Source organism: Vibrio sp. A2-1, from assembly GCF_021728355.1.
Taxonomy (GTDB): domain Bacteria; phylum Pseudomonadota; class Gammaproteobacteria; order Enterobacterales; family Vibrionaceae; genus Vibrio; species Vibrio splendidus_K.
The window spans coordinates 734,311-754,886 of record NZ_JAKKCO010000001.1 but is presented as its reverse complement, the minus strand read 5'-3'; the positions used below and the strand labels follow the sequence as shown (position 1 = coordinate 754,886).

Below are 20,576 nucleotides of genomic sequence, written 5' to 3'. Positions count from 1 at the left end.
ATCGTCGTCTAGTTGTTCTTTAATACTGGTCTGTGCATCTTTATTGAGATTCGTGGCCTAGTTGAGAGTCGTTATCCATTTGTGCTTCGTGACCTAATTGAGAGTAGAAATACGAAATATCTCGGATGTCTTGATCGGAAAGCGTGTCGGCTTGTTGCTGCATAAGTATCGCCAAACCGCTGGTTCTTTCTCTGGTCTGGTAGTCTTTTAAAGAAGAAATGAGATAACCGACCTTCTGACCTCGAAGGTTAGGGTAGGGATCTTGTGTCGAGATACCATCTTCGCCATGACAGGTCATGCATACCTTGGCTTTTTGTTTTCCCAATTCGAATTTTTCATTATCGGCTTCCGCATAAACTGGATGCGTTACGAGTGTCATTAAAAGGACGGAAAGTGCGGTTATGGGGTTAAACTTGTGTGTATTTAAACTCATTACTGGTTCCCTTGGTTCTAAAGTTAACAAGCGATTTTTGGTTTAAGAACTGTGTTGCTTGGCTGTGACAACCTGAACGAAAGCTATTGGAAAGGCTCTAAATATAGATTCGTTCGATTAAAGGTTATGCAGCGTTGAGCATTCCCGCTACTTGTTGAGCCATATTTATTATTAAATTTATAACTTGATACGTATTTAACTGGGCAATTGGATTACTTACCGAGTTCGAAAAGTAATGTTTTGATAATAAACATCGTTAAACAGAGAATGTTTGAAGGGTAAGAAGCGTCGCACTGCGGATTTGAATACGGTGTTGATGAAAAAGCAGAGGAGAGTCTTCAATTAATGTGAAAGCTATACGATTAACGTGAAAGCTATATGATTAACATGAAAGTTATGTGATTGAAAAATTAGCTAATAGCGAGGCAAGTCAAATGCTCAATATAGGCTAGACTGAATTTAGTGACCTTTTTAAATGGAGTTTAGAATGAGAACTGTACTTTTGTTTGCCCTCTCGCTTTTTTCGTTTTCCAATTTTGCCGCTTCAGAGTTAACGGTTTTCGATCACTTAGGTCAAAAACATGAGTTAAGTAGGGACCAACTTCTTTTAATGCCTCAAAAAGAAATCACCACTTTGCTGCCTTGGGTTGATGGTAAGTCGGTTTATAGTGGTGTGACGCTACAAACGATTCTTGAAACCATTGATTTACCAATATCGTCGCAAGTGACGTTTGTGGCATTGAACGATTATAAAATTACCGTACCTAAAGAAGATTTTGATGATTATCATCCGATTATCGCTATCAAACAAAATGGTGAGTTTATGTCAGTAAGAGATAAAGGTCCTTATTGGTTGATCTATCCACTTTCTTCAAATCCAAGCATCAACAATACGGATTTCCATGCCAAGATGATTTGGCAGATACGAGATATTCATTTGTAAGGGATTACTATGAAAAAGCTGCTGTCATTGGCTGCCATTAAAATTGTCGTGTTATCTTTAGCGGCGGTGGTGCTCGCCGTAAATATCTACAGTGTCACGCGTATTAACGACATCAATAAGAGTTTTTCGAGTCGACAAAATGAAGCAACGTGGTTCGTTTTTCAGTTAGTAAAAGAATACGCCAACTTCTTGATGGTCAGTCGCTCTGACACCATCGATTATGATGAATTATGGTTAGCGTACGATATTACTTGGAGTCGTTTTGATATTTTAATAAACAGCACTGAATCGTCTAACTTCATTAAGTCAGCCAACTTTAGACCTTACTTTACAACAGAGTTTGAAAAGTTTAAGGCGTTAGAGTCTTCAATTAAGCTAGTCAACGAAGGCGTCCTTCCTAAAGAGTCGTTACAGAAAAAAATCGATATTTGTTATCATACGTTAGTGGGCTTTATTAATGAAAAATTTCGCCTACAAAGCCCAGTGATAGAGGAAAACACCTCCATGGTCGATAAATTGGTCATGGTCCATCAAATCAGTAGCGCGTTTCTTGTTTTAATATTGATGATGACGGGAGCTATTTTTTATATCGATTTTTCCGCTAAACGAAAACTCCGTTCGACCGATTGTATTACAGGATTTCATAATAGAGTCTCGCTAATGAAATTTGTAAAAAATAATTACTCGAGAGACAACAACTTCGATCTGTACTTCGTGCGAATCAGAAATCTTAGCGAGATTAATCAAAAGTATGGGCTTGAATATGGCGACTTAGTCGTGAGTTCAGCCGCTAAGTCTCTTACGGCAAAGATCCCTGAAAGTGCTATTTCGTTTCGTAGCAGTGGTAGTCAGTTTTTGTTCTTTATCCCTGATCACTTACATGCGAGTGGTGAAATACAGGAGAAATTTAACGAGGTGCTCAGTGATTATATTTCGGCAGGTAATTTAGAATTGATGATTGACGCTGTAGTGAGACATAAGAAAAATATAAGTTCTAAAGACATGATGGAGTTGGTCACCACCATGCAAGGTTAATGCTCTTTCATGTGAGAGCATTATTGAGTTTACCTGAGCTGTTTAATTCATTCTCCCCATTCATTAATCGCTTTGCTCGGTTCCTCTTCGTTCAGCCGCGTTTAGGTTGAGCAATGTATCGCTCGTGTCCAATCTTTTATTTAGTCGTTTTACGTTTCTATTGACTACTTGATATCGCTTTAATTAGATTCTTCGTTCGTTTAATTTTCACCATAAGAGCAACGTCAGAACTGATTTGTTCACTTCGGACCTTATCTTGGATGAGATGGATGAGATGGCGAACTCTCTGCGCTGCGGATAATAGTGGCAACCAATACGAATTCGAAAATATGAAGCGATGTATTGAGGTTATTTTTTCTGAGTTAGAGAAACAATTCTTTCGTCAGGACTAGAATCTACAGTGGATTGAGGGTCTAAGATTTCCTGAGGATTATGGTCTCGAACAAACTCGATAAATTGAAGGTATGTTAATGGTTGGCTGAATAAGTAACCTTGTATCAAATCGCAATTCGCCTCTTTGAGATGTCGATATTGCTCTATTGATTCCACACCCTCACCGACAACTAAAGTGTCACAAGAATGGCCTAAGTTAATCATTGATTCGACCATCTTGCGGCCGGCTTTGTCGTTTACGATATTATCGATAAAACTCTTATCCACCTTTAACTCATCCACAGGGTAGTGGAGAAGTTGATTAAATGCGGTGTAGCCAGTACCAAAATCATCGAGGGACACTTTTAGTCCTAAGCCTCTGAGGTTTTCAATAGTTTGAACCGTAAGTTTTGTACTTTTGACATAACTGGTCTCGGTAATTTCGATAATAATCTTGGCCGGAGGTACTTGATATCGTTCAAGAACTTTACGAATGTTATTTGCAAAATTGCGGTTATATAACTCCATTGCTGAAATGTTGATGGATAAGGTACCTTCGTATTTGTGAACCTCTGACAGCTCTTTATAGCTCTTGATTGCGGTACTAATCACCCACATGTCGAGTTTTGAAATTAGATTACTTTTTTCAGCGACAGGAATGAATTCATCGGGTCCGGCATTAATACTAAACAAAGCAGGGCAACGGATAAGGCACTCTGCGCCATCGATGTGAAGTGTTTGGGCATTGAGAATAGGCATGAAACGGAGTTCAAAATTGTCACTTTCACAACATTCCAAAAGCCTTTTCTCGATGACATCATGTCTCTCTAATGTGTGTAATAACTCTTCGCCGTAAATAACGCGACTTTCGCCATCACTGTGAGACTTAGCATTGATCAACATCTCATCAATACATCGATGCCAAATCTCTTCAAATTTTGGTGTGTCGACAGGCAATACGCCTGTTGCAACCGAGAGCCTAAATCCATAGTAATCAAGGAAAGTGGTTCCGGTCAGTGTGTTGTTGATGTTCTCAATTTCTTCGCTTATCGATTGATGTTCATCGATTTCCAATATGGCAATAAACTGGTTTCCCCCGAGCCTTGCAAGAGAATAATCACTACAACTAAAGCCCAAAGACGATTGTTGGTTCTGTAGCGTTTCTCTCAACGCTTTAGCTAGGCTAATTAGCACATTATCACCTACTTTTGCACCGTATAAATCATTGATTTTTCTGAAATCGATGATATCCCAACAAACCAAATAGCAACGTGAGTTCATTGAACTTTTTAAACGTACATCAAGGTGACGTATGAACGAACGTCGGTTGGCTAACTTAGTGAGTTGATCAAACTCAGCCTCGAATTTTAATTCCGTCAACGAGTCAATGTACGCGTTCTTTAAGCCATCAATTTCACTTTGCCCAGACGAGCGCTTGAAATAACGAAGCTTTAACCCACCGATAGATATCTCGTGCAATAAGCCTTTGAGGGGCCGCACAAGTTGGTATCGCACAACCAGGTGGACAATTAACATGATTATAAAGAGAGTAGCTAAGCAGCCAAGTAGGGTCTGTTTGGCGATGATGGCTTTCTCATGATTAAACTTTTTCTCGCGAATGTTAACTTGAGCAATGAGATGACGGCTTGTCATCTGTACATTGATGCTTTCGTTAGTTTGTTCAATGGACTTGATGACGAACTGAGTATTTTCGATGTTGGCAACGTCTGATGAAGGTTCAATCAATAGCTGCATATTGTCATCATCGTTGTATTTGATTAACAAGCTAGAGAGTTGCTTTAAGGGCCCGTCGGCAATCAATATGTATCGATTTAAACTGTTATTTGCACGTTTATCCTGAGGGAGTAAATAAGGATCAATTGCAGCAACATAAGCGTACCTAAGCTCACCACTGACTGAGATATAAGAAAAACCTTCGTTTGATAGTTCATTCTTATTTATCAATGAAGTATATATGTCGAAGATTTTTTCATAAATATTATCGGGAATTTTTAACCCTTCGAAAGGGTCGGCTCTCAATGTAGACAGTGTTAATTTAAACTTGGGATCTATGATGTAGATATTACGTTGTCCAAATTGGCTAACGTGGTTCTGGTTTATTACGCGCAGTACTCGTTTTTCAAGGAGAGACAGGGTGGTGTAATCACTAGGGTTTTGAATGTAGCGAAGAAACTGTAACGACGACCCGATATCTTTAACTAACAAAGACAAACCGAGTTGTTCATACTCAGCAGCAACTAACGCAGTGTTAACGTCAGATTGTACTTTGTCGAGGTACATGTGTTTCGCATGGTTTGATGCGAAATTATAGGTGACCATTCCCGCTATCGTAAAGACAAATAGCAGTGTTGGTATGAGTACGAAATACAGCTTTTTCAATACTGGCATCAATTATCTCAGACTGTCGACAATACGGTTACGAATTTGAATGCTATTAGGTTCTAATTGTTTATATAGGTAGCTGCGATCTAATATCTCTTTACTAGGAAAAAGTTCAGGGTCATTTTGATACTCTTGAGAGGTCAACTCTTTTGCTTTTGTACCAGGGGTTGCAAACCATGAATCCATCGCGTTTTGAGCTGCGATATTGGGTTGAGATAAGAATGTCATTATTGTGGTGGCTTGTGAAGATAACGCTCCGTTGTTAATTGCTGCGATACACTCTAGCCACAAAGTTGTTCCTTCTTGAGGCACGACATATGCCCAAGATGAACCAGGCTCGGCATCATTGAGTGCATAGCTATCGCCTGAATAACCGTAGGCGAGGTCAATGTTTGAGAGGCGTTCAGGCTGGTGAATATAATCGATAACGTATTCGTTGCTTTCAAGATGCGGCTTCTGTGTTTGTAGGGTTTTATACGCAACGCGCAGTTCTTGTTCGTTGTTCGTGAACGGATCAAATTGATGTGCCAACAGTGCAGTACTCACTAAATCTGTTGCTTCGTAATACATACTTATTTTGCCACTGGCTTTTGTGTCGGGATCAAGAATGGCATTCCAAGATTCGGGAGTAGTAACTTTATCGCTTCGATACAAGATGCCTGATGTCCCCCAAGCATAAGGGATACCGTAATCTCCACATCCATCAACCCATCTAGAATCAAAGTTTCCTGCAATGGATTGTTGCAAGTCTTGGAGGTTGTGGAATAGATTTTGTTCGGCTAACGCTTTAAGTTTTACACTTTCTACAATAACTAGTTCAAAAGCGCCTCGACGTTCGCTCAATAAAACTTCATCTCTTATTGACTCATCAGAGAAGTACTGTTGTTTCAGCGAAATATCGTAAGTATCGCGTAACTGGGTAATAACACGATCAGATAAAAACTCATCCCAATTGTAGAGGTAAATTTCATGGGTTTGGCCAAGTGCAGAGCCAGTTAAAAAGGATGATGATGCAACAATTGAAACATAGAATGTTTTCACTGACGGATTCCTTTCGTACTGTGATTAATTAAATCGTAGCCCAATTCTTGAGACATAGTTCAAATTTAGGCCTCTTATTTTAGTACAACCTAATGCATTGCACGTGAACAACAATTTTCTGACTCCAAATAAGCGAGTTATTGAGCCTTGGTCAAAAGCTCACTAAGCTAAATCGTGGTTTGATAATCTAAACATTGAAAAGCTTATTATTAGGAAGTCTCGTACCTAACAAGACTGATTAAAACGTGTTGTCTGTCTGATCCTCTTAGTATCTAAACATTAACAGTTAACCAATAAAACCCAGCCTCCAATTATTATGCAATAATAATGCATTAAATTTTACAATAAGGACATTGGTTTATGGATACGGGTTTAGTCGGAATTTTTGTTACCGTGGCGATTGCTCACTTTCTAGCGTTATTGAGTCCCGGGCCAGACTTTGTGATTGTGGTGAAGAGTGCTGTTCGAAATAAGGGAAGAAAAGCATTAGGCGTTGCATTCGGTATTGCCAGTGCGAATGCGGTTTATATTGCTTTGTGCTTGGTTGGAGTAGGGTCTATTCTAGCGGCTTCCGTTTCCGTTATGATTGTACTGAAGATCATTGGTGGTGTGTTTCTTGTTTATCTTGCTGTGCAAGCGATAAGAGCGAAGAAATGTAATTACAGCAATATGGATGTTACCGAAGGAGATAGCTTCAACCAAACGACTTTTCTTAAAGAATTCATCACGGGTTTTCTATCAGGAATTCTTAATCCCAAAAACCTTTTGTTCTATTTGAGCTTATTCACGGTTGTGTTGAACAATGACATTGGCTTCATGTTCAAGCTCGGGCTGGGAGTTTGGATGACGGTGGTTGTATTTGTGTGGGATGCAGCAATCATATTCCTTTTATCGGCACCTAAAGTTCGTCGAGAGTTCACACGTGTTGCTTACTATATTGATAAAGTGACAGGAGTCATGCTGGGTCTGCTTGGCTTGACCATTGTGAAATCTGCTTTGGTACGTCAGTAGATTCATCATTACTGATTAACCTACGTTTGTGGCACGATACAATGCCTATGCGCCGCGAATGTGTGCTTGTTAAGTACCAGGCTGATACGTTTTAGCTCTTATCTGCCCGATATTAAACCTTCTGCTTAATCCGCCTATTATTTTCATAACTCTTTGTTTATCATTCCTTACTTCTTAAATAAGTATTAATTATGTTGCTGTTGAACACTTGTAGCACGGGGTGTTTGTGCTTATTGTAGGCAACAATATTTATCCAATATAAGAGCTAGGAACCATTGTGGATTTAGATATATATCAAGTAGATTCGTTCACAACCCAAGCCTTTAAAGGAAATCCTGCTGGGGTTTGTATTTCTCAAGAGCCTTTGAATGAAGCATTAATGTTTTCAATAGCGGAAGAGATGGCGGTATCAGAAACGGCTTTTCTTGTGCTTAACACTATGACGCTTAAATGGTTCACGCCAGAAGTAGAAGTGAAACTATGTGGACATGGTACTTTGGCAACCGTCCACGTATTGAAAGAGCAAGGGTTAGTGAAAACGGGTGATAAGGTAGTTTTTGATACTTTGTCTGGTGAGTTATCTGCCACGGTTCGTGAATCGTCTATCGAGCTGGATTTTCCTAGCACTCATTTATCGCCGAGTCTGGAACCCGATCAAGAATTGCTCGAACACCTTGGCTTGGAGTTCAACCAAGTTGTTTCATTTAGAGAGTTTGATTCGAAGCAGTTAATCGAAGTCGTTGATGAGCGCGTTCTATCGGATTTGTCGCCAAACTTTGACTCCTTGAAACGCATGGATGGTAGAGGTGTTGTGGTAACGGCAGTTTCATCAAATCCTGAACTTGATTTTGTTTCTCGCTACTTTGCGCCATGGGTGGGTGTTAAGGAAGACCCCGTCACTGGTTCGGCACATTGTGCATTGACGCAGCACTGGGCAGAAAAGCTAAACAAAAGTAGTTTCAATGCTTATCAGGCGTCTCGTCGTGGTGGCTATATGTCGACAGAGTTATTAGCTAACGGGCGAATAAAGTTAATAGGTTCTGCTATCACTGTGATTAGTGGTGTGTTGAAACTTTAGATCCCTGTTGAAGCTTTGAATCACTGTTGCCGTATTTTTGAATTAACCAAGAGAGTTTCTTAGGCTATTCATGGTTGAACAAAACGGCTCGGGCGTAATGTTATTATTGAAGGAATCACCGTGTCAACCTTTTATCTTTCTCAAGTATTAGTCGCGATTGCGATCTGTTTCGATCTTTTGTCATTTCAGTTTAAGGAAAGGAAGAAAATCGTCACTTGTCTGTTCTTTGCTGGTGTGCTTATTTCGAGTCACTTTATTCTTATCGAACAATGGACAGCGGCGAGCTTAATGACGATTGCCACTGTTCGCTATTTAACGAGCGTGTTTTCTACATCGTCTAAGTTTAAATATTTGTTCTGTTCCATGTCGGTGGTCGCAACGGCCGTGACTTACTCGGGGCTGACAAGCATATTGAGTTGCTTTGCTTCCGTATTTCAAACCTTTGCAGCCTTCAATAAAGATGACCGTCGATTGAGAGAGTTGATGATCATCGGAACCAGTTTTTGGTTGGTTCACAACTACTTAGTTGGCTCTCCAACAGCCGTACTGATGGAAGCGCTGTTTATATGCAGTAACTTAGTGGGCTATTACCGTTTTTACTTCAAAAAGAGTGTTGCTGCCTAGGTTTCGGCTTTCTACTGTTTATTAAGTTAAAGAACCACAAGCTTCAAAGCGCAGCACCAGATTACAGTTAACAAGGATTAGGATAGTTCGATGTCTAATATTTACGCTGATGTTCCTTCGTCGATGCCCAATGAAATATTCAATGACCTGCTTGCCAACGACAGTGTTCGAATCGAAAGAATATTGTCTCATGGTCACAGTTCCCCTGAAGAGGGTTGGTATGACCAAGATGAGAATGAGTGGGTGATGGTGATTGAAGGTCAAGGTGTGATTGAGTTTGAAGATGGACGCGTTGTGACTTTATCAAAAGGGGATTACATCAACATTGCCGCAAGAGAAAAGCACAAGGTTATTGGTACAGACAAAGACATGGTGACGATCTGGTTGGCTGTGTTTTATCGTTGAAACTCTTTGTTCTAGAGTCGACTCATTCAGAGAGCACATAGGGATAATACTTTACCTGTCCAATACGCTAAATACATGAAAGGACTATGTCGTGGTTAGAATCCGAAATTACCAAACCAGTGATGCTAAGGCGTTGTGGGAGATTTACTTTCATACCGTTCGTAACATTAATGTTCGAGATTATTCTCAGCAGCAAGTAGAGGCTTGGGCTCCAAACGGTTTTGACTCTGAGCTTTGGCAAAAGCGCATGAACGAGTTACTACCTTTTGTGGCTGAGTTAGATGGTTGCGTTGTTGGCTATACTGACCTGCAACCCAATGGCTTGATTGATCATTTCTTCTGTCATCATGAATGCCTGGGTAAAGGCGTTGGAAGAGCGCTAATGGAACATGTTCTTGTTGTTGGTCGTGTTCGTGGTGTATCGCGGTATTTCTCTGAAGTAAGTATTACCGCAAGGCCTTTCTATGAACACCTTGGTTTTAAGGTCGTTAATGAGCAGGAAGTTGAAATGCGTGGCGTAAAACTCACCAATTACGTGATGGAGAAGGTAGTGCCTTCAGACGAACGGTAATCTCATTTTTGTTACAGTTTTCACCTGTTTTTGGTTCTCTTCTTAAAGAAAAATCATCACTTTAGCGATAATATTCACTGCAACTAATTTGAGTGAAGGAAGTAACGTGGGAATTGAAGCTTTAGCGTTTGTGATGGACGCATTAATAACAGCATGCTGCATGTATATCGCCTCCAAAATGTCTTTCGTGGTCGCAGACTTTAAATCCCTTCTTACTATTGCTGTAATCGTTGCTTTGGTGTCATTGATTCCGACAGTGGGTTGGGTGTTGGGGTTGATTCTGTTTGTGTTCCTTCTCGGGAAAGCGACGCACTCTAGTATTGGTGATTGCATCTGGGTGGTGGTCTTCACGAAGGTGGTGTCGATGGCGGCATTTCTAATATTCGGCCGCTTGTTTGTGTAACTCGGGTTCTTGTTGATATAAAGGCAGCCTCGCTTGGCTTGAGACCGTGATTAACTTTTTAGTTAAAAGATGAAAAGGGCGTGACCTGTCACACCCTCTTAAAAGACTTTGACCGATATTGTATTTCTTATTTAGGCAACAGCACAGCGTCGATCACATGGATAACACCATTGCTAGCCTCAACGTCTGGCATAATAACTTTAGCGTTGTCTATCATTACGTTGCCGTCATCAATCGCTATCATTACCGCACCGCCTTGAACCGTCACTGCGCTATTTAATTTCATAACTTCAGCTGCCATGATTTTACCTGGTATTACATGGTATGTGAGCACTGCAACTAATTTGTCTTTGTTTTCTGGCTTCAACAACATGTCGACCGTTCCTTCTGGTAACGCAGCAAATGCCTCATCAGTGGGAGCTAATACAGTGAAAGGGCCTTCACCTTTCAATGTGTCAACTAAGTCCGCTGCTTTTACTGCAGCCACTAAAGTATTGAAAGAGCCGTTTTCAGCCGCAACATCAACGATGTCTTTCTTCATCTCGTGGTGGTTAGCGTGAGCAAAAGCCGTAAAAAGAAGCGTCGCAACTAGCACTGATGTGGTTTTGATTAATTTGTTAAACATATTGTCTTCCTTTGAGTTTTGTCCGTTATTTTCGAGAAGTTCTACGAAAGCTTAAAAGCGATAGATCAACTTATTGCACCTTTGAACCTATTTTTTAGACACCCAATTCGTCAGCTGAATGAATGTCTCCGTTAAATAGTTGTTATAATTTTAATTTAATACATATAGTTAACGGGTGATTATTCAATTAATGGATGTGAATATGAGGTTTGTTTTACCAGTTGTATTTTCGGCATTCGCTTCAATGCCAGCTTATAGTGGCCTTGCACCAACGGAAGGTTTCAGTGGTAACTTTAGTGTCTTGACGGGTGTATCTTCTGACAGCAGTAACTTGAGCACCGAGCAAGACGCGAATCAAGCAACTAACACCAAGGAGGGGGACAGCGAAAATCTAGGGCTACTCGGTTTTTTGGGTACGGTTCAATATACCTTTGGTGAGTCACTGACTCATCAAGTGTATGCGGGCACCACTCGAGAGGATATTGCAACAGGTACCATTGCTTTTGAGATTGGTTATCGACATCAGCTATCTGGAGGCACAATATTGGATTTTTCTGTTCTTCCTACGCTTATCTCGGGCAAGGCTTGGACGGATCCGTATGCTGTTGGCGTTAATCGAAATGAAACGGATGTGAAAGGTAATGTAGGACGACTGCAGCTCACTAATATCGGTGGAACTGGTTTTCGAACGGATCTCGCATTTGGGCAATCTGATGTTGATGAAGAGCTATCTGGTAGCCAAGGCTTATCTCCTGAAAATGCTGTGCTGCTGGATAGGGAAAGAACCTATGTGTACGCCAAAGCAGGGTACCGCTTTATCTTGCCAAACCAAGCAGGTCTATTTGTTCCTTCAATGGTGTATTTCCACTCAGACGCAGAAGGAGGAGCACTCAGCTTCGATAGTTATGGTATTGAATTAAACTACGCAAAGAGAATCGGTCGTCATGGTTTTGTTGTCACCCTAGATGCAAGTGATCGTGAATATGATGAGTCGAATCCAATTTACGGGCAAGTACGTGAAGAGAATGAATTCGGTGCATTCTTAGCTTATGAGTTTGGTGGCTTAATGGGTTATGAAGATTGGTCGTTTATTTCATTACTCGGTGTAAGGTCGATTGACTCTAAGATTGACTTTTACAGCTCTGAACAAGCATTAGCGAGTGTTGGTGTTGACTACAAATTCTGATATTCACACTGCGTAAACAATACTAATCAAAGCAGAAGCAGAAGCAGAAGCTCAGTCTTTCTATTTGTTTAATTATTTCGGGCACTTACACTTTCAAAGGTTGTAGGTGCCCGTTGCTATCCGTAATATGAAAATTAGCTTATGGACAAAAATAATATGATAAGGAAACGTTTTGGATATACAAATTAGACATTTAGAAGCAACGGATAGCCACGATATTTTTGATATTTATCGCCACCCTTCAGTTTCAGAAAATACCTCACAAAAGCCTTATCTTAGTTCTGACCAAGTGGAGCGACTGTTTGGCCATTCTGATCATTTCACATTGGTCGCCGAATTATCAGAGAAAGTCGTAGGACACATTACGCTATTCATGACCACAAAGGTAAGAGACAGGCACTGTGCTGGGCTTGGTATTGCGATTCACCCTGAAGCTCAAGGGAAGGGGATAGGAAAGGCTTTGATGCAAGAGGTGGTTAATCAGGCCGATAATTGGCTAAATCTAGTTCGTCTTGAGCTTGAGGTTCATGCAGATAACCACTCCGCGATTGCTTTATATGAACGAGTGGGTTTTCAGTTAGAAGGCACCAAAAGGCTGAGTACATTCAAAGCGGGTAAATATATCGATATGTTGCTGATGTCGAGAATTCGACCGGATTATCGTTGATATCGAGCTAAACGGGTTCCTACTATATAAATCGGTTTTTACTATGTTAATGAGTAATTGATTAGTGAAATTCACACTGAACTCTGTATAGTGGCAACCGTTTGCTTCGTATAACCCCAATGATATGGTTTGGGGGTCTCTACCAGCTCCCGCAAAGTGCTGATTACGAAGGGTTTAGATCACAATTGTGTTCTTACTCTTTGTAATGGCGTTCAAGAAAACCTCCTGTCTATTATTCAGAGTAAGTGCACACCTAAAATCCATAGTAGGTGAAATATGAACGCATTTATTCAAGGGCTTCCAAAAGTAGAGTTGCATTTACACATTGAAGGTTCGCTCGAACCTGAGTTACTTTTCCAACTTGCTCAACGCAACGGCATTGATCTGCCTTATTCATCCCCAGAGCAGCTAAGACGCGTATACGAATTTGATGACCTGCAGTCATTTCTTGATATCTATTATCAAGGTGCGGATGCATTGCGCACTGAACAAGACTTCTATGACTTAACCTGGGCGTATTTAGAACGTTGTAAAGCCGACAATGTTATCCATACTGAAATTTTCTTTGACCCTCAGACACATACCGATCGTGGCATTGCATTCGACACCGCTATTAACGGCATTCATCGTGCGCTTGAACAGGGTCATAAAGAGATGGGCATAACATCTCAAATCATCGCATGTTTTCTGCGCCATTTATCTGAAGAGAGCGCCATTCAAACGTTCGCCGATGTGTTGAAGCATCAAGACAAGATCATCGGAGTTGGCCTAGACTCTTCTGAATTAGGGCACCCACCAGAGAAGTTCAAGCGTGTATTCCAGCAAGCAAAACAAGCAGGCTTCTTAACTGTTGCCCATGCAGGAGAAGAAGGGCCTGCTCAAAACATTGTGGATGCGATTGAAATGCTCAGCGTGAGCCGAGTGGATCATGGTGTGCAGTGTATGACCGACGAAGCTCTGATAGCCGAATTGATTGAAACCAAAATGCCGCTGACCGTGTGCCCACTGTCTAATATTAAATTGCGTGTATTCGATGAGATGGAAGACCACAATATTGTTGAGCTGTTAAGACGAGGCGTAGCGGTGACGATTAACTCGGACGACCCCGCATACTTTGGTGGTTATATGTCGGATAACTTTAACGCGGTGAGCTTAGCTCATGAGATGACGGAGCAAGAGCTTGCTCAATTTACTTTAAATGCTATAGAAGCGAGCTTTATTGAAGAATCATTGAAACAGCAATATCGTGATGTTGTTTTGGCGTATCTCGCTTAAGTTAAAAGTTAAAAGTTTCAGTATGAAGCTAAAGGTGAAGTTTAGGGTATAGGTGAATGCGAACGAACTCTCGGCATTCTGCGATTTAGAAAGCTTAAACGGCCAACAAGTGTTGGTCGTTTTTATTTTGGTTCTCAAGCGGGTTTTAAGCTAGATAAGTGGCTTAAGACATTAAGAAATATGATTTTATTTGGGTAAAAACATCTTGTCTTAAGCTTTAATGAACTACATTTAAACGAGGTGTAGATATACAGTGTCACGCTGTATTGAAATAGAGATTAACTTAAGCATAAGCGTATAAAAGCAGACACAGAGATTGTCTGAGGAGGAACAAACTGTTGTTAGATCCAACAATCAGTGAACAAATACAATGGCCGTGTGAATTGTCTGCGGACTTGATAGAAAGCTTGCTTGATATTGCCGTTTTTAAATCGGGTGTCGACAGCTTTGAGATTACAAAAAAGTTTCAGAATTTGCCCGGTGTCTTTTATATTTTAAGTGGCTCCGCTGGAATCTGTTTTTCTACGGAAAACATGAAAAGCTTATCTGGTGGTGTTATTGGAAGGGGAGATTGGATGGGTGCTTTGTCTATACATGCTGACTACAACCTCTTTGCAGTGGCAGAAGAAGTCGAGCCTATCACTATGGTACTTTTTCCTGCAAGTAAGGTATTAGAGCTCGCTGAGCGGAAGTGCATGGTTTACAAATGGCTACTTCACTGTGGAACCAAAGCGCAATCTATTTGGATGCAGGCTTACTTATCCTCGATTCATGAAAAAGAGCAGAAAACCATTTACGTCTTGTTGGAACTTGCGGCACGCCAGACCAATATCGCGGGGGCAACCGTCAGCATTAATATTTCACAAATTCAACTGAGTTCGATAACAGGCATATCAAGACCTAGGCTAAACGAAGTTCTTAAAGGGATAGAGCAACAAGGCTTGGTTAAGATACAAAGAGGAAAGGTGTTTATCACCGATGTTAAGGGCTTGTATGAGCATATTTCACCGATGAATTTGATGATACGAGATCCTGTTGCTGAAATTAAGGCATGAATCTTTAACACTACGAGCTAACGTTTGGATTACTAGATTTTCAGTGTTTATTAGATATTTCAAAAAATTATGCACAGTGTTCTTTTAGGAACATACATTACAAGAGAACACCTATAATGTTCACTCTAGATTTATAAATTGAATTAGAGCGGAATAGAATTGTTATGAAAATGGCTGTATTGGAATATAAAGTATTGGGGCTTGGTGATTGGATTAAAACAAGAGTTTCTAGCCGCTGTGCGCACTTACTGGCCGCAGAATACAAAGCGCTAGGATGGCCAACAAAAGTAGATGGAAAAGTGTTATCGACTGAGTCGGCTTAATCAATATAAGCCTAAATCATCTAGATGAAGACAAAAAAGAAGCTGGCAGTGTACCAGCTTCTTTCATTTTGAAATTAAGACCATTGAGCTACTTGTTCACGTAGTCTTTGAATTTCTGCTTCGTTTCAGCATCCGCTTTTTCGTACCAGAAATACAACATTTCTTCAGCTGTATTCGCTGAATTTCCGTCAATCTTTGCTGGAAGCGTTACGGGTTGTGCTACTGCTACTGCGCCCGCGCTAGCACCTAGTGTAAGTGCAGCGATGCCGCCTTTTTGGTTGTATTCCTTAGCTTCTTGCGGGTACTTACGACCAATCTGCATGCCATCTTTGATTAGCTTATCTTGCTTAACACTGATTGCATTTTGGTTTTCATCAACCAGTTTCCAATCTAAGTTTTGAAGGCCTTTTTTCGCTTCGTTGGTGTTGCGGAACTTCGGCATGTCGAACGTTAATGCGGTGTTTGTCGCGCTAAAGGTTGCAATAATAGCGTCGCTATCAATGAACTCACGATCGTTGCCTTTATCAAAAGCAAGTTGATATTGGAATACGATTTGATTTTGACCGTCCGGAACGGTTAGCGTTTTATAAGAAGAGAATAAGCTACCATCGAGATCTGGCTTAGCTTCGTTGACCGCTAGAATATCAACACTTGATGGAACTTGGATTTCAACGTCAGCTAACACGTGCGGTGCTACGATAATTGTGGAAAGCAGTGCAATGGATTGTAATGTTTTCATAATCATACAGTTGTTTATGGATAGTTAAATTACAATCTCATGCAGAACGAAGTATTTCAAGTTACCTTGTCTCGATTTGGTAAAATTCACCGAAACTTAACCTAAGCCTAATTCTTGAACGTACGAAACGTATTTTTTTCGTTCGTATTATGGTGTGGCCTCAACGTTTTCTCTTCTGGATTATCTAAATCGCTCTCTTGAGCGCTTCGAAGCGACTGCAGAGTGATATACATAGGAACGAGAGCAGATACCCAAATGGCATAAATCGTAATCACTCGGTTGAAGGCGACGAACCAGGTTTCACTACCTGTCCCCGACAAGTAGTAACCCAATAGAGTCAGCAGGGTGCAGATGATGGCCCAAATGATCGTGGAAGATGACTCTCCTGTTGTCGATGCGAGTAGCACAATCGTAATGTAGGGAATGGCCATAGCAATGCCTAAAGGTACATGACAATCGACGGCGAAAATGATTGTTGCACCAAGGGCTAAGAGTATATTTGATCGCGTATTGGGTAAATTAAAGTTCCATGTCATGTGATATCTCACTTAGCCCGTTTTACGTTGTTGATTGAGCCTGTTTTACGTTGTTGATTGAGTTTGTTTATTAGGCGTGTTGCTTGGTGGCTGTTGACCATTAAACGGTTGATCAGTTGTTGGATTAATTCGGCTTCTGGCATGATTTGACGCTCTGCTATCTGTTCAGCGAAAGTGGCAAGTTCCAGTACTTCCGTCATTTCAAACTTTGACGCAATGCTTATTACTGCGTTTAAAGTTTTATTTAAGTCATCGGGTCTGGCGCTCGAGAACAGCTCTATCAATTCATCAATTTCGTTTTCTAGGTCATCAACGAGAGACGTTAAGCATTTGAGTTTTTCATCTAATTTAAGCTTACCTGTGGCTAATAAATGGCTTCGAGAAAGCTCTTCTTCCGTCAGTGGAAGTTTGTTCTTGGGTGGGCGCGTTAATATAGTGATGTTGCTTTCATCTTTGTCTGGAAAGTTATGTACGTTAACCAAGCTATGTCGGTTGCTCTCAAACTGATGATGAAACTCATTGATGGCGTTTTGTAAGCTGTTTTTCTGTAATGGTTTGGTGAGCACGAAATCAGCCCCGGACATGATAAATTCGTCATGCGCTTCTTTAAACACATCGGCTGTACACGCGAAAACTACGGTAGTCAGCTTGAGTTCCTTGCGGATTTTTTGAATCGCTTCAACACCGCTCATGTTCGGCATGTGGTTGTCCATTATGATTAGGTCATATTGGTTTGAAGCCAATTTATCTAAGGCTTGCAAACCGTCGTAGGCGTTCTCAACGGTTAAGTTTATAGATTCACAAAACTTCCTAATCACCATTGCGTTGATCTTATTGTCTTCTACTAACAATACCGAGAAGTTGTCGAGTGCCTGATTAGTTTTTGTTGGTGTTTTAACGACGACTTTTTCTTCGAGTTCGTGCATTTCAAGCGGAAGCGAAATGGTAAATCGAGTGCCTAGATTAAGTTCACTGGTAACCGTAATTGTACCACCCATCAGTTCGACTAACTGCTTAACAATGGAAAGCCCTAATCCTGTGCCACCAAACTTACGGGTCGTGGAAAGCTCGGCTTGTTCAAAGGCTGTGAATATATGGTCTATCTTGTCTGCTGCAATGCCAATACCAGTATCCGTCACCAAAATATTAACGCTTGGCGGGATTGTCTGTGCAATCAAAAATTCAACTTCGACTTTACCTGATTCAGTAAATTTAACTGCATTGCCTGCCAAATTAAACAAGATCTGACGCGTACGCGCGGGGTCTCCCACCAACTGAATATTGGTAGGTATGTTGTCCTTGATGACAAAACTTAGCCCTTTGTCCTCTGCAAGTGGTGTCAATGTCTTATCGAGATGTGTAACCACGTCTGTGACTGAGAATGGGCTGTATTCAAGTTCCATTTTTCCTTGTTCAACCTTAGAGAAGTCAAGAATGTCATTCAATATGGTGACGAGGTGCTGACCTGAGTCGATGATGATCTGTGCTTGCTTACGAGTGTCTGTGTTTTGCGATTCCTCTTTGATAATTTGAGCAATACCTAGTACGCCATTCATCGGCGTTCTTAATTCATGACTCATGGTGGCAAGGAATAAGGACTTCGCTTCGTTGGCTTTTTCTGCTTTGTCTGCTGCTTCTTGATAGGCAAGGTTGTTTCGTTTTAATTCAAAGACCCGGAAGATAAATATGGCGAACGAGAACACGAAGGTTAGTAGTGCTAGTGTGATGGTGAGTTTAACCATGACGCCTTCTAATTGGTCTTGAAGGTCGGTGAATTGGTGTTCAATTTGCTCAAGGTACTCCATGTTATGCACCGAAAGAACTTGAGATAACAATACATTTTGTTGCTGATTAAGTTCAGCGAACGTTTTAGACAGGTCCGCCAACTCTGAGCTTATCTGTTGATGTTGAATTTGGGTGCCTGTAAATAACACGCTAGCGAGCAGCTCACTTTGAATATTGATATCCGGTGTAGAGAGTGCATTTAACTCTTCTGAATTAAGCTCGCTTGCTGCTTCACGATGGTTTGCTGAATGACTATCAATGAGTTGTAGCGTTAGGGATTGCAGTATGAACTGACGAGCGACACTCAACCCTACGAGCTTGTCGAGCGTATCGACATTGGATATCGAGGCTTTGTGGAAACGTTCAAGTAATTGAGTGGTTTGTAAGTCTTGAAAGAACGTTGAGTGGATGCTTTCACCCTGATAGCTACCCTTTAACTCTTGCAGTTCTATTTCTAGTCTGACTAACTCAGCCGAAATTTGGTAAGGGTTCGAAATATCAGCGAGAGCAGCGTTGGTTATCTGATCACGCATTTCTAAAACTTCATGCCCCAGCTCTCGAACAGATTCTCCATATTCCGATACTTTCTCGTGCTCAGAGTAGGTCAGTATGATTAAGCTAACCAGCCCCACAAATAGCGAAATAAAGAATAAAAATATGAGTCTTATCTTATTCATTTTCAAACTCCACTAACATTTTAGGACGGTTACCTGTTAGGGTTTCGAGGAACACTTTAATCTCGTTAATGGTTTGTTTTTCAAATGTCTTGCCGAGTTGGCTTTCACCCATGATTTTGATGGCTTCCTCTAACGTTTCAGTTTGACCATCATGAAAATAGGGTGCAGTGATCGCCACGTTTCTTAAACTGGCGACACGGAAGAGGTGCTTGTCTTGTGGTTGTCCTGTAAACATAAATCGACCTTGGTCTTCACTTCGTTCTGAACCCGTTTTTGATAACCCAAAATAACCAAATCGCATGACCATTCCTCCGCCAATATTTGTACCTTGGTGGCAACGAATACAACCTTCCTTCTGAAAGGTTTCCCAGCCTCGCTTGGCCTTATCAGACAGCGCTGAATGATCGCCTCGCAAGTACTGGTCGAAAGGAGAATCAGGTGTGGTTAGCCCTTGCATGAACTCAATAAGCACAGCCTTAATCGAAGCTTCGTTGATGGTTGTCGATTGTTCTTTGAATAGGCTGATGTAGGTCTCCGATTGAGATACATAGTCCGTAATATGTTTCCAGTTTGAATCCATTTCGTCAACGTTGTGTACTGGACCATCGATTTGATCTCCAAGGTTATTCACCCGACCATCCCAAAAAAATCGGTAGTTAAAGGCAGCGTTAAAAACGGTGAGTGAATTTCGCATTCCCGCTCCATTTACGCCAATCGAAACCGGAATCACTTCAGCGCCATTGGTTTGTAGGCTATGGCAACTTTCACAGCTGACACTTCGGTTCGACGATAAGTTAGGGTCTTTGAATAGCACCCAACCTATCTTGGCAAGTTCATTGTTAATCTCGGTCGAATCTGGAATTGGGAAGATTTGTTGATCTGGAAATGCCGCTTGTTGGGCATCTTGTGAGTTTGTATTTGAGTAGTGTTCTGAAGAGTATGAATCATCATGGTCGTTTGCATGAGAGTGATTTTCTTGGTGCTCAAAAGAGGCGTGCATCTTTAAAGAAGCGGCGTCATAAACCAGTAGGCCTATTGAAACGCAAATGACAGTTATGCTTATTACTGCTAAATATGGCGTTTTCATAGTATTAGTTCCATCTAGTTTAGATAATTTTGGCAAGTCAGAATCCTTCTGATTTAAACCTTATTCACCCTGTGGATGAGAGGTGTATAGTTATTAACTTAGTTTCATAATGGTGATGTTGCAAGAAGATGGTGTAACAAGAGGAGAGGAGCAATATGAAGTCATTGAACCGTTGAATGACAAGGTACAGGGATCGTTAGAAACAACGCGTTACGTAGGGCAAGTTAGTGAGTTAACGGTCAATTCGAAAAAACGTTGTTGTATAAAATTTAGATTTTTAAGATACAGATACAGATACAGAT

21 protein-coding genes and 1 riboswitch are annotated in these 20,576 nt (G+C 41.0%); of the genes, 13 read left to right on the top strand and 8 right to left on the bottom strand.

Annotated elements, in window-relative coordinates:
• Positions 1 to 40: 40 nt before the first annotated feature.
• Positions 41 to 433, bottom strand: a complete 393-nt coding sequence (locus tag L3V33_RS03165) for a cytochrome c (protein ID WP_237288977.1) — start codon at positions 431 to 433, stop codon at positions 41 to 43.
• Positions 434 to 920: 487 nt separating this feature from the next.
• Here L3V33_RS03165 and L3V33_RS03160 point away from each other — a divergent pair, with 487 nt between their 5' ends.
• Complete coding sequence (locus tag L3V33_RS03160; protein ID WP_065206011.1) at positions 921 to 1,376, top strand: hypothetical protein; 456 nt, start codon at positions 921 to 923, stop codon at positions 1,374 to 1,376.
• A gap of 9 nt (positions 1,377 to 1,385) precedes the next feature.
• The gene (locus tag L3V33_RS03155; protein ID WP_065206012.1) at positions 1,386 to 2,411 is read left to right on the top strand and encodes a diguanylate cyclase; all 1,026 of its coding nucleotides are present in this window, start codon (positions 1,386 to 1,388) and stop codon (positions 2,409 to 2,411) included.
• A gap of 348 nt (positions 2,412 to 2,759) precedes the next feature.
• Here L3V33_RS03155 and L3V33_RS03150 read toward each other — a convergent pair whose 3' ends face one another.
• Positions 2,760 to 5,192, bottom strand: coding sequence for a bifunctional diguanylate cyclase/phosphodiesterase (locus L3V33_RS03150; RefSeq protein ID WP_065206013.1), 2,433 nt, complete (start codon positions 5,190 to 5,192; stop codon positions 2,760 to 2,762).
• 3 nt (positions 5,193 to 5,195) lie between these two features.
• The gene (locus L3V33_RS03145; protein ID WP_237288975.1) at positions 5,196 to 6,227 is read right to left on the bottom strand and encodes an extracellular solute-binding protein; all 1,032 of its coding nucleotides are present in this window, start codon (positions 6,225 to 6,227) and stop codon (positions 5,196 to 5,198) included.
• Between the two features lie 360 nt (positions 6,228 to 6,587).
• On the opposite strand from L3V33_RS03145, the gene L3V33_RS03140 reads away from it, so the two are divergent.
• The 6 genes from L3V33_RS03140 to L3V33_RS03115 all read left to right on the top strand — a co-directional run bounded on the left by L3V33_RS03140 (position 6,588) and on the right by L3V33_RS03115 (position 10,319).
• Positions 6,588 to 7,238 carry a LysE family transporter gene (locus tag L3V33_RS03140; protein WP_065206015.1) on the top strand — a complete coding sequence of 217 codons (651 nt, stop codon included), beginning with the start codon at positions 6,588 to 6,590 and terminating at the stop codon, positions 7,236 to 7,238.
• A gap of 277 nt (positions 7,239 to 7,515) precedes the next feature.
• Positions 7,516 to 8,316, top strand: a complete 801-nt coding sequence (locus L3V33_RS03135; RefSeq protein ID WP_237288972.1) for a PhzF family phenazine biosynthesis protein — start codon at positions 7,516 to 7,518, stop codon at positions 8,314 to 8,316.
• A 120-nt stretch (positions 8,317 to 8,436) separates the two neighbouring features.
• Positions 8,437 to 8,940 carry a YgjV family protein gene (locus tag L3V33_RS03130; RefSeq protein WP_237288970.1) on the top strand — a complete coding sequence of 168 codons (504 nt, stop codon included), beginning with the start codon at positions 8,437 to 8,439 and terminating at the stop codon, positions 8,938 to 8,940.
• 90 nt (positions 8,941 to 9,030) lie between these two features.
• Positions 9,031 to 9,345, top strand: coding sequence for a cupin domain-containing protein (locus L3V33_RS03125; protein ID WP_102551770.1), 315 nt, complete (start codon positions 9,031 to 9,033; stop codon positions 9,343 to 9,345).
• 91 nt (positions 9,346 to 9,436) lie between these two features.
• The gene (locus L3V33_RS03120) at positions 9,437 to 9,916 is read left to right on the top strand and encodes a GNAT family N-acetyltransferase (RefSeq protein ID WP_237288967.1); all 480 of its coding nucleotides are present in this window, start codon (positions 9,437 to 9,439) and stop codon (positions 9,914 to 9,916) included.
• A 106-nt stretch (positions 9,917 to 10,022) separates the two neighbouring features.
• Positions 10,023 to 10,319, top strand: a complete 297-nt coding sequence (locus L3V33_RS03115; RefSeq protein WP_004730457.1) for a hypothetical protein — start codon at positions 10,023 to 10,025, stop codon at positions 10,317 to 10,319.
• Between the two features lie 127 nt (positions 10,320 to 10,446).
• Here the strand turns inward: L3V33_RS03115 and L3V33_RS03110 are convergent, their stop codons facing one another.
• Positions 10,447 to 10,944 (bottom strand): fasciclin domain-containing protein, encoded by a 498-nt coding sequence (locus tag L3V33_RS03110; protein WP_054546975.1) that lies wholly within the window; start codon positions 10,942 to 10,944, stop codon positions 10,447 to 10,449.
• Between the two features lie 202 nt (positions 10,945 to 11,146).
• On the opposite strand from L3V33_RS03110, the gene L3V33_RS03105 reads away from it, so the two are divergent.
• From L3V33_RS03105 to L3V33_RS03085, 5 genes are all read left to right on the top strand, one after another.
• Positions 11,147 to 12,130, top strand: a complete 984-nt coding sequence (locus L3V33_RS03105) for a DUF2860 family protein (RefSeq protein ID WP_054546974.1) — start codon at positions 11,147 to 11,149, stop codon at positions 12,128 to 12,130.
• A 172-nt stretch (positions 12,131 to 12,302) separates the two neighbouring features.
• The gene (locus L3V33_RS03100) at positions 12,303 to 12,797 is read left to right on the top strand and encodes a GNAT family N-acetyltransferase (protein ID WP_054546973.1); all 495 of its coding nucleotides are present in this window, start codon (positions 12,303 to 12,305) and stop codon (positions 12,795 to 12,797) included.
• 86 nt (positions 12,798 to 12,883) lie between these two features.
• A riboswitch (purine riboswitch) is annotated at positions 12,884 to 12,983 on the top strand.
• Positions 12,984 to 13,073: 90 nt separating this feature from the next.
• Positions 13,074 to 14,072, top strand: a complete 999-nt coding sequence (locus tag L3V33_RS03095) for an adenosine deaminase (protein ID WP_237288964.1) — start codon at positions 13,074 to 13,076, stop codon at positions 14,070 to 14,072.
• Positions 14,073 to 14,410: 338 nt separating this feature from the next.
• Positions 14,411 to 15,127 carry a Crp/Fnr family transcriptional regulator gene (locus L3V33_RS03090; RefSeq protein WP_017081172.1) on the top strand — a complete coding sequence of 239 codons (717 nt, stop codon included), beginning with the start codon at positions 14,411 to 14,413 and terminating at the stop codon, positions 15,125 to 15,127.
• Between the two features lie 164 nt (positions 15,128 to 15,291).
• The gene (locus L3V33_RS03085; RefSeq protein WP_017070406.1) at positions 15,292 to 15,450 is read left to right on the top strand and encodes a hypothetical protein; all 159 of its coding nucleotides are present in this window, start codon (positions 15,292 to 15,294) and stop codon (positions 15,448 to 15,450) included.
• Between the two features lie 88 nt (positions 15,451 to 15,538).
• Here L3V33_RS03085 and L3V33_RS03080 read toward each other — a convergent pair whose 3' ends face one another.
• The 4 genes from L3V33_RS03080 to L3V33_RS03065 all read right to left on the bottom strand — a co-directional run bounded on the left by L3V33_RS03080 (position 15,539) and on the right by L3V33_RS03065 (position 20,274).
• Positions 15,539 to 16,189 carry a DUF2057 family protein gene (locus L3V33_RS03080; RefSeq protein WP_237288961.1) on the bottom strand — a complete coding sequence of 217 codons (651 nt, stop codon included), beginning with the start codon at positions 16,187 to 16,189 and terminating at the stop codon, positions 15,539 to 15,541.
• 107 nt (positions 16,190 to 16,296) lie between these two features.
• A complete protein-coding gene (locus tag L3V33_RS03075) occupies positions 16,297 to 16,725 on the bottom strand; it encodes a hypothetical protein (RefSeq protein ID WP_237290160.1) in 429 nt (142 codons plus the stop codon).
• An 8-nt stretch (positions 16,726 to 16,733) separates the two neighbouring features.
• Positions 16,734 to 19,187 (bottom strand): ATP-binding protein, encoded by a 2,454-nt coding sequence (locus L3V33_RS03070; RefSeq protein ID WP_237288959.1) that lies wholly within the window; start codon positions 19,185 to 19,187, stop codon positions 16,734 to 16,736.
• Complete coding sequence (locus L3V33_RS03065) at positions 19,180 to 20,274, bottom strand: cytochrome c peroxidase (RefSeq protein ID WP_237288957.1); 1,095 nt, start codon at positions 20,272 to 20,274, stop codon at positions 19,180 to 19,182. The genes L3V33_RS03070 and L3V33_RS03065 overlap by 8 nt, the downstream gene beginning before the upstream one ends.
• Positions 20,275 to 20,576 lie beyond the last annotated feature (302 nt).

Coding starts and splice junctions, on each gene's coding strand:
- L3V33_RS03150 (WP_065206013.1), bottom strand. CDS start 5,192: ATGCCAGTATTGAAAAAGCTGTATTTCGTACTCATACCAACACTGCTA.
- L3V33_RS03125 (WP_102551770.1), top strand. CDS start 9,031: ATGTCTAATATTTACGCTGATGTTCCTTCGTCGATGCCCAATGAAATA.
- L3V33_RS03155 (WP_065206012.1), top strand. CDS start 1,386: ATGAAAAAGCTGCTGTCATTGGCTGCCATTAAAATTGTCGTGTTATCT.
- L3V33_RS03080 (WP_237288961.1), bottom strand. CDS start 16,189: ATGAAAACATTACAATCCATTGCACTGCTTTCCACAATTATCGTAGCA.
- L3V33_RS03085 (WP_017070406.1), top strand. CDS start 15,292: ATGAAAATGGCTGTATTGGAATATAAAGTATTGGGGCTTGGTGATTGG.
- L3V33_RS03065 (WP_237288957.1), bottom strand. CDS start 20,274: ATGAAAACGCCATATTTAGCAGTAATAAGCATAACTGTCATTTGCGTT.
- L3V33_RS03160 (WP_065206011.1), top strand. CDS start 921: ATGAGAACTGTACTTTTGTTTGCCCTCTCGCTTTTTTCGTTTTCCAAT.
- L3V33_RS03110 (WP_054546975.1), bottom strand. CDS start 10,944: ATGTTTAACAAATTAATCAAAACCACATCAGTGCTAGTTGCGACGCTT.
- L3V33_RS03070 (WP_237288959.1), bottom strand. CDS start 19,187: ATGAATAAGATAAGACTCATATTTTTATTCTTTATTTCGCTATTTGTG.
- L3V33_RS03105 (WP_054546974.1), top strand. CDS start 11,147: ATGAGGTTTGTTTTACCAGTTGTATTTTCGGCATTCGCTTCAATGCCA.
- L3V33_RS03075 (WP_237290160.1), bottom strand. CDS start 16,725: ATGACATGGAACTTTAATTTACCCAATACGCGATCAAATATACTCTTA.
- L3V33_RS03165 (WP_237288977.1), bottom strand. CDS start 433: ATGAGTTTAAATACACACAAGTTTAACCCCATAACCGCACTTTCCGTC.
- L3V33_RS03140 (WP_065206015.1), top strand. CDS start 6,588: ATGGATACGGGTTTAGTCGGAATTTTTGTTACCGTGGCGATTGCTCAC.
- L3V33_RS03095 (WP_237288964.1), top strand. CDS start 13,074: ATGAACGCATTTATTCAAGGGCTTCCAAAAGTAGAGTTGCATTTACAC.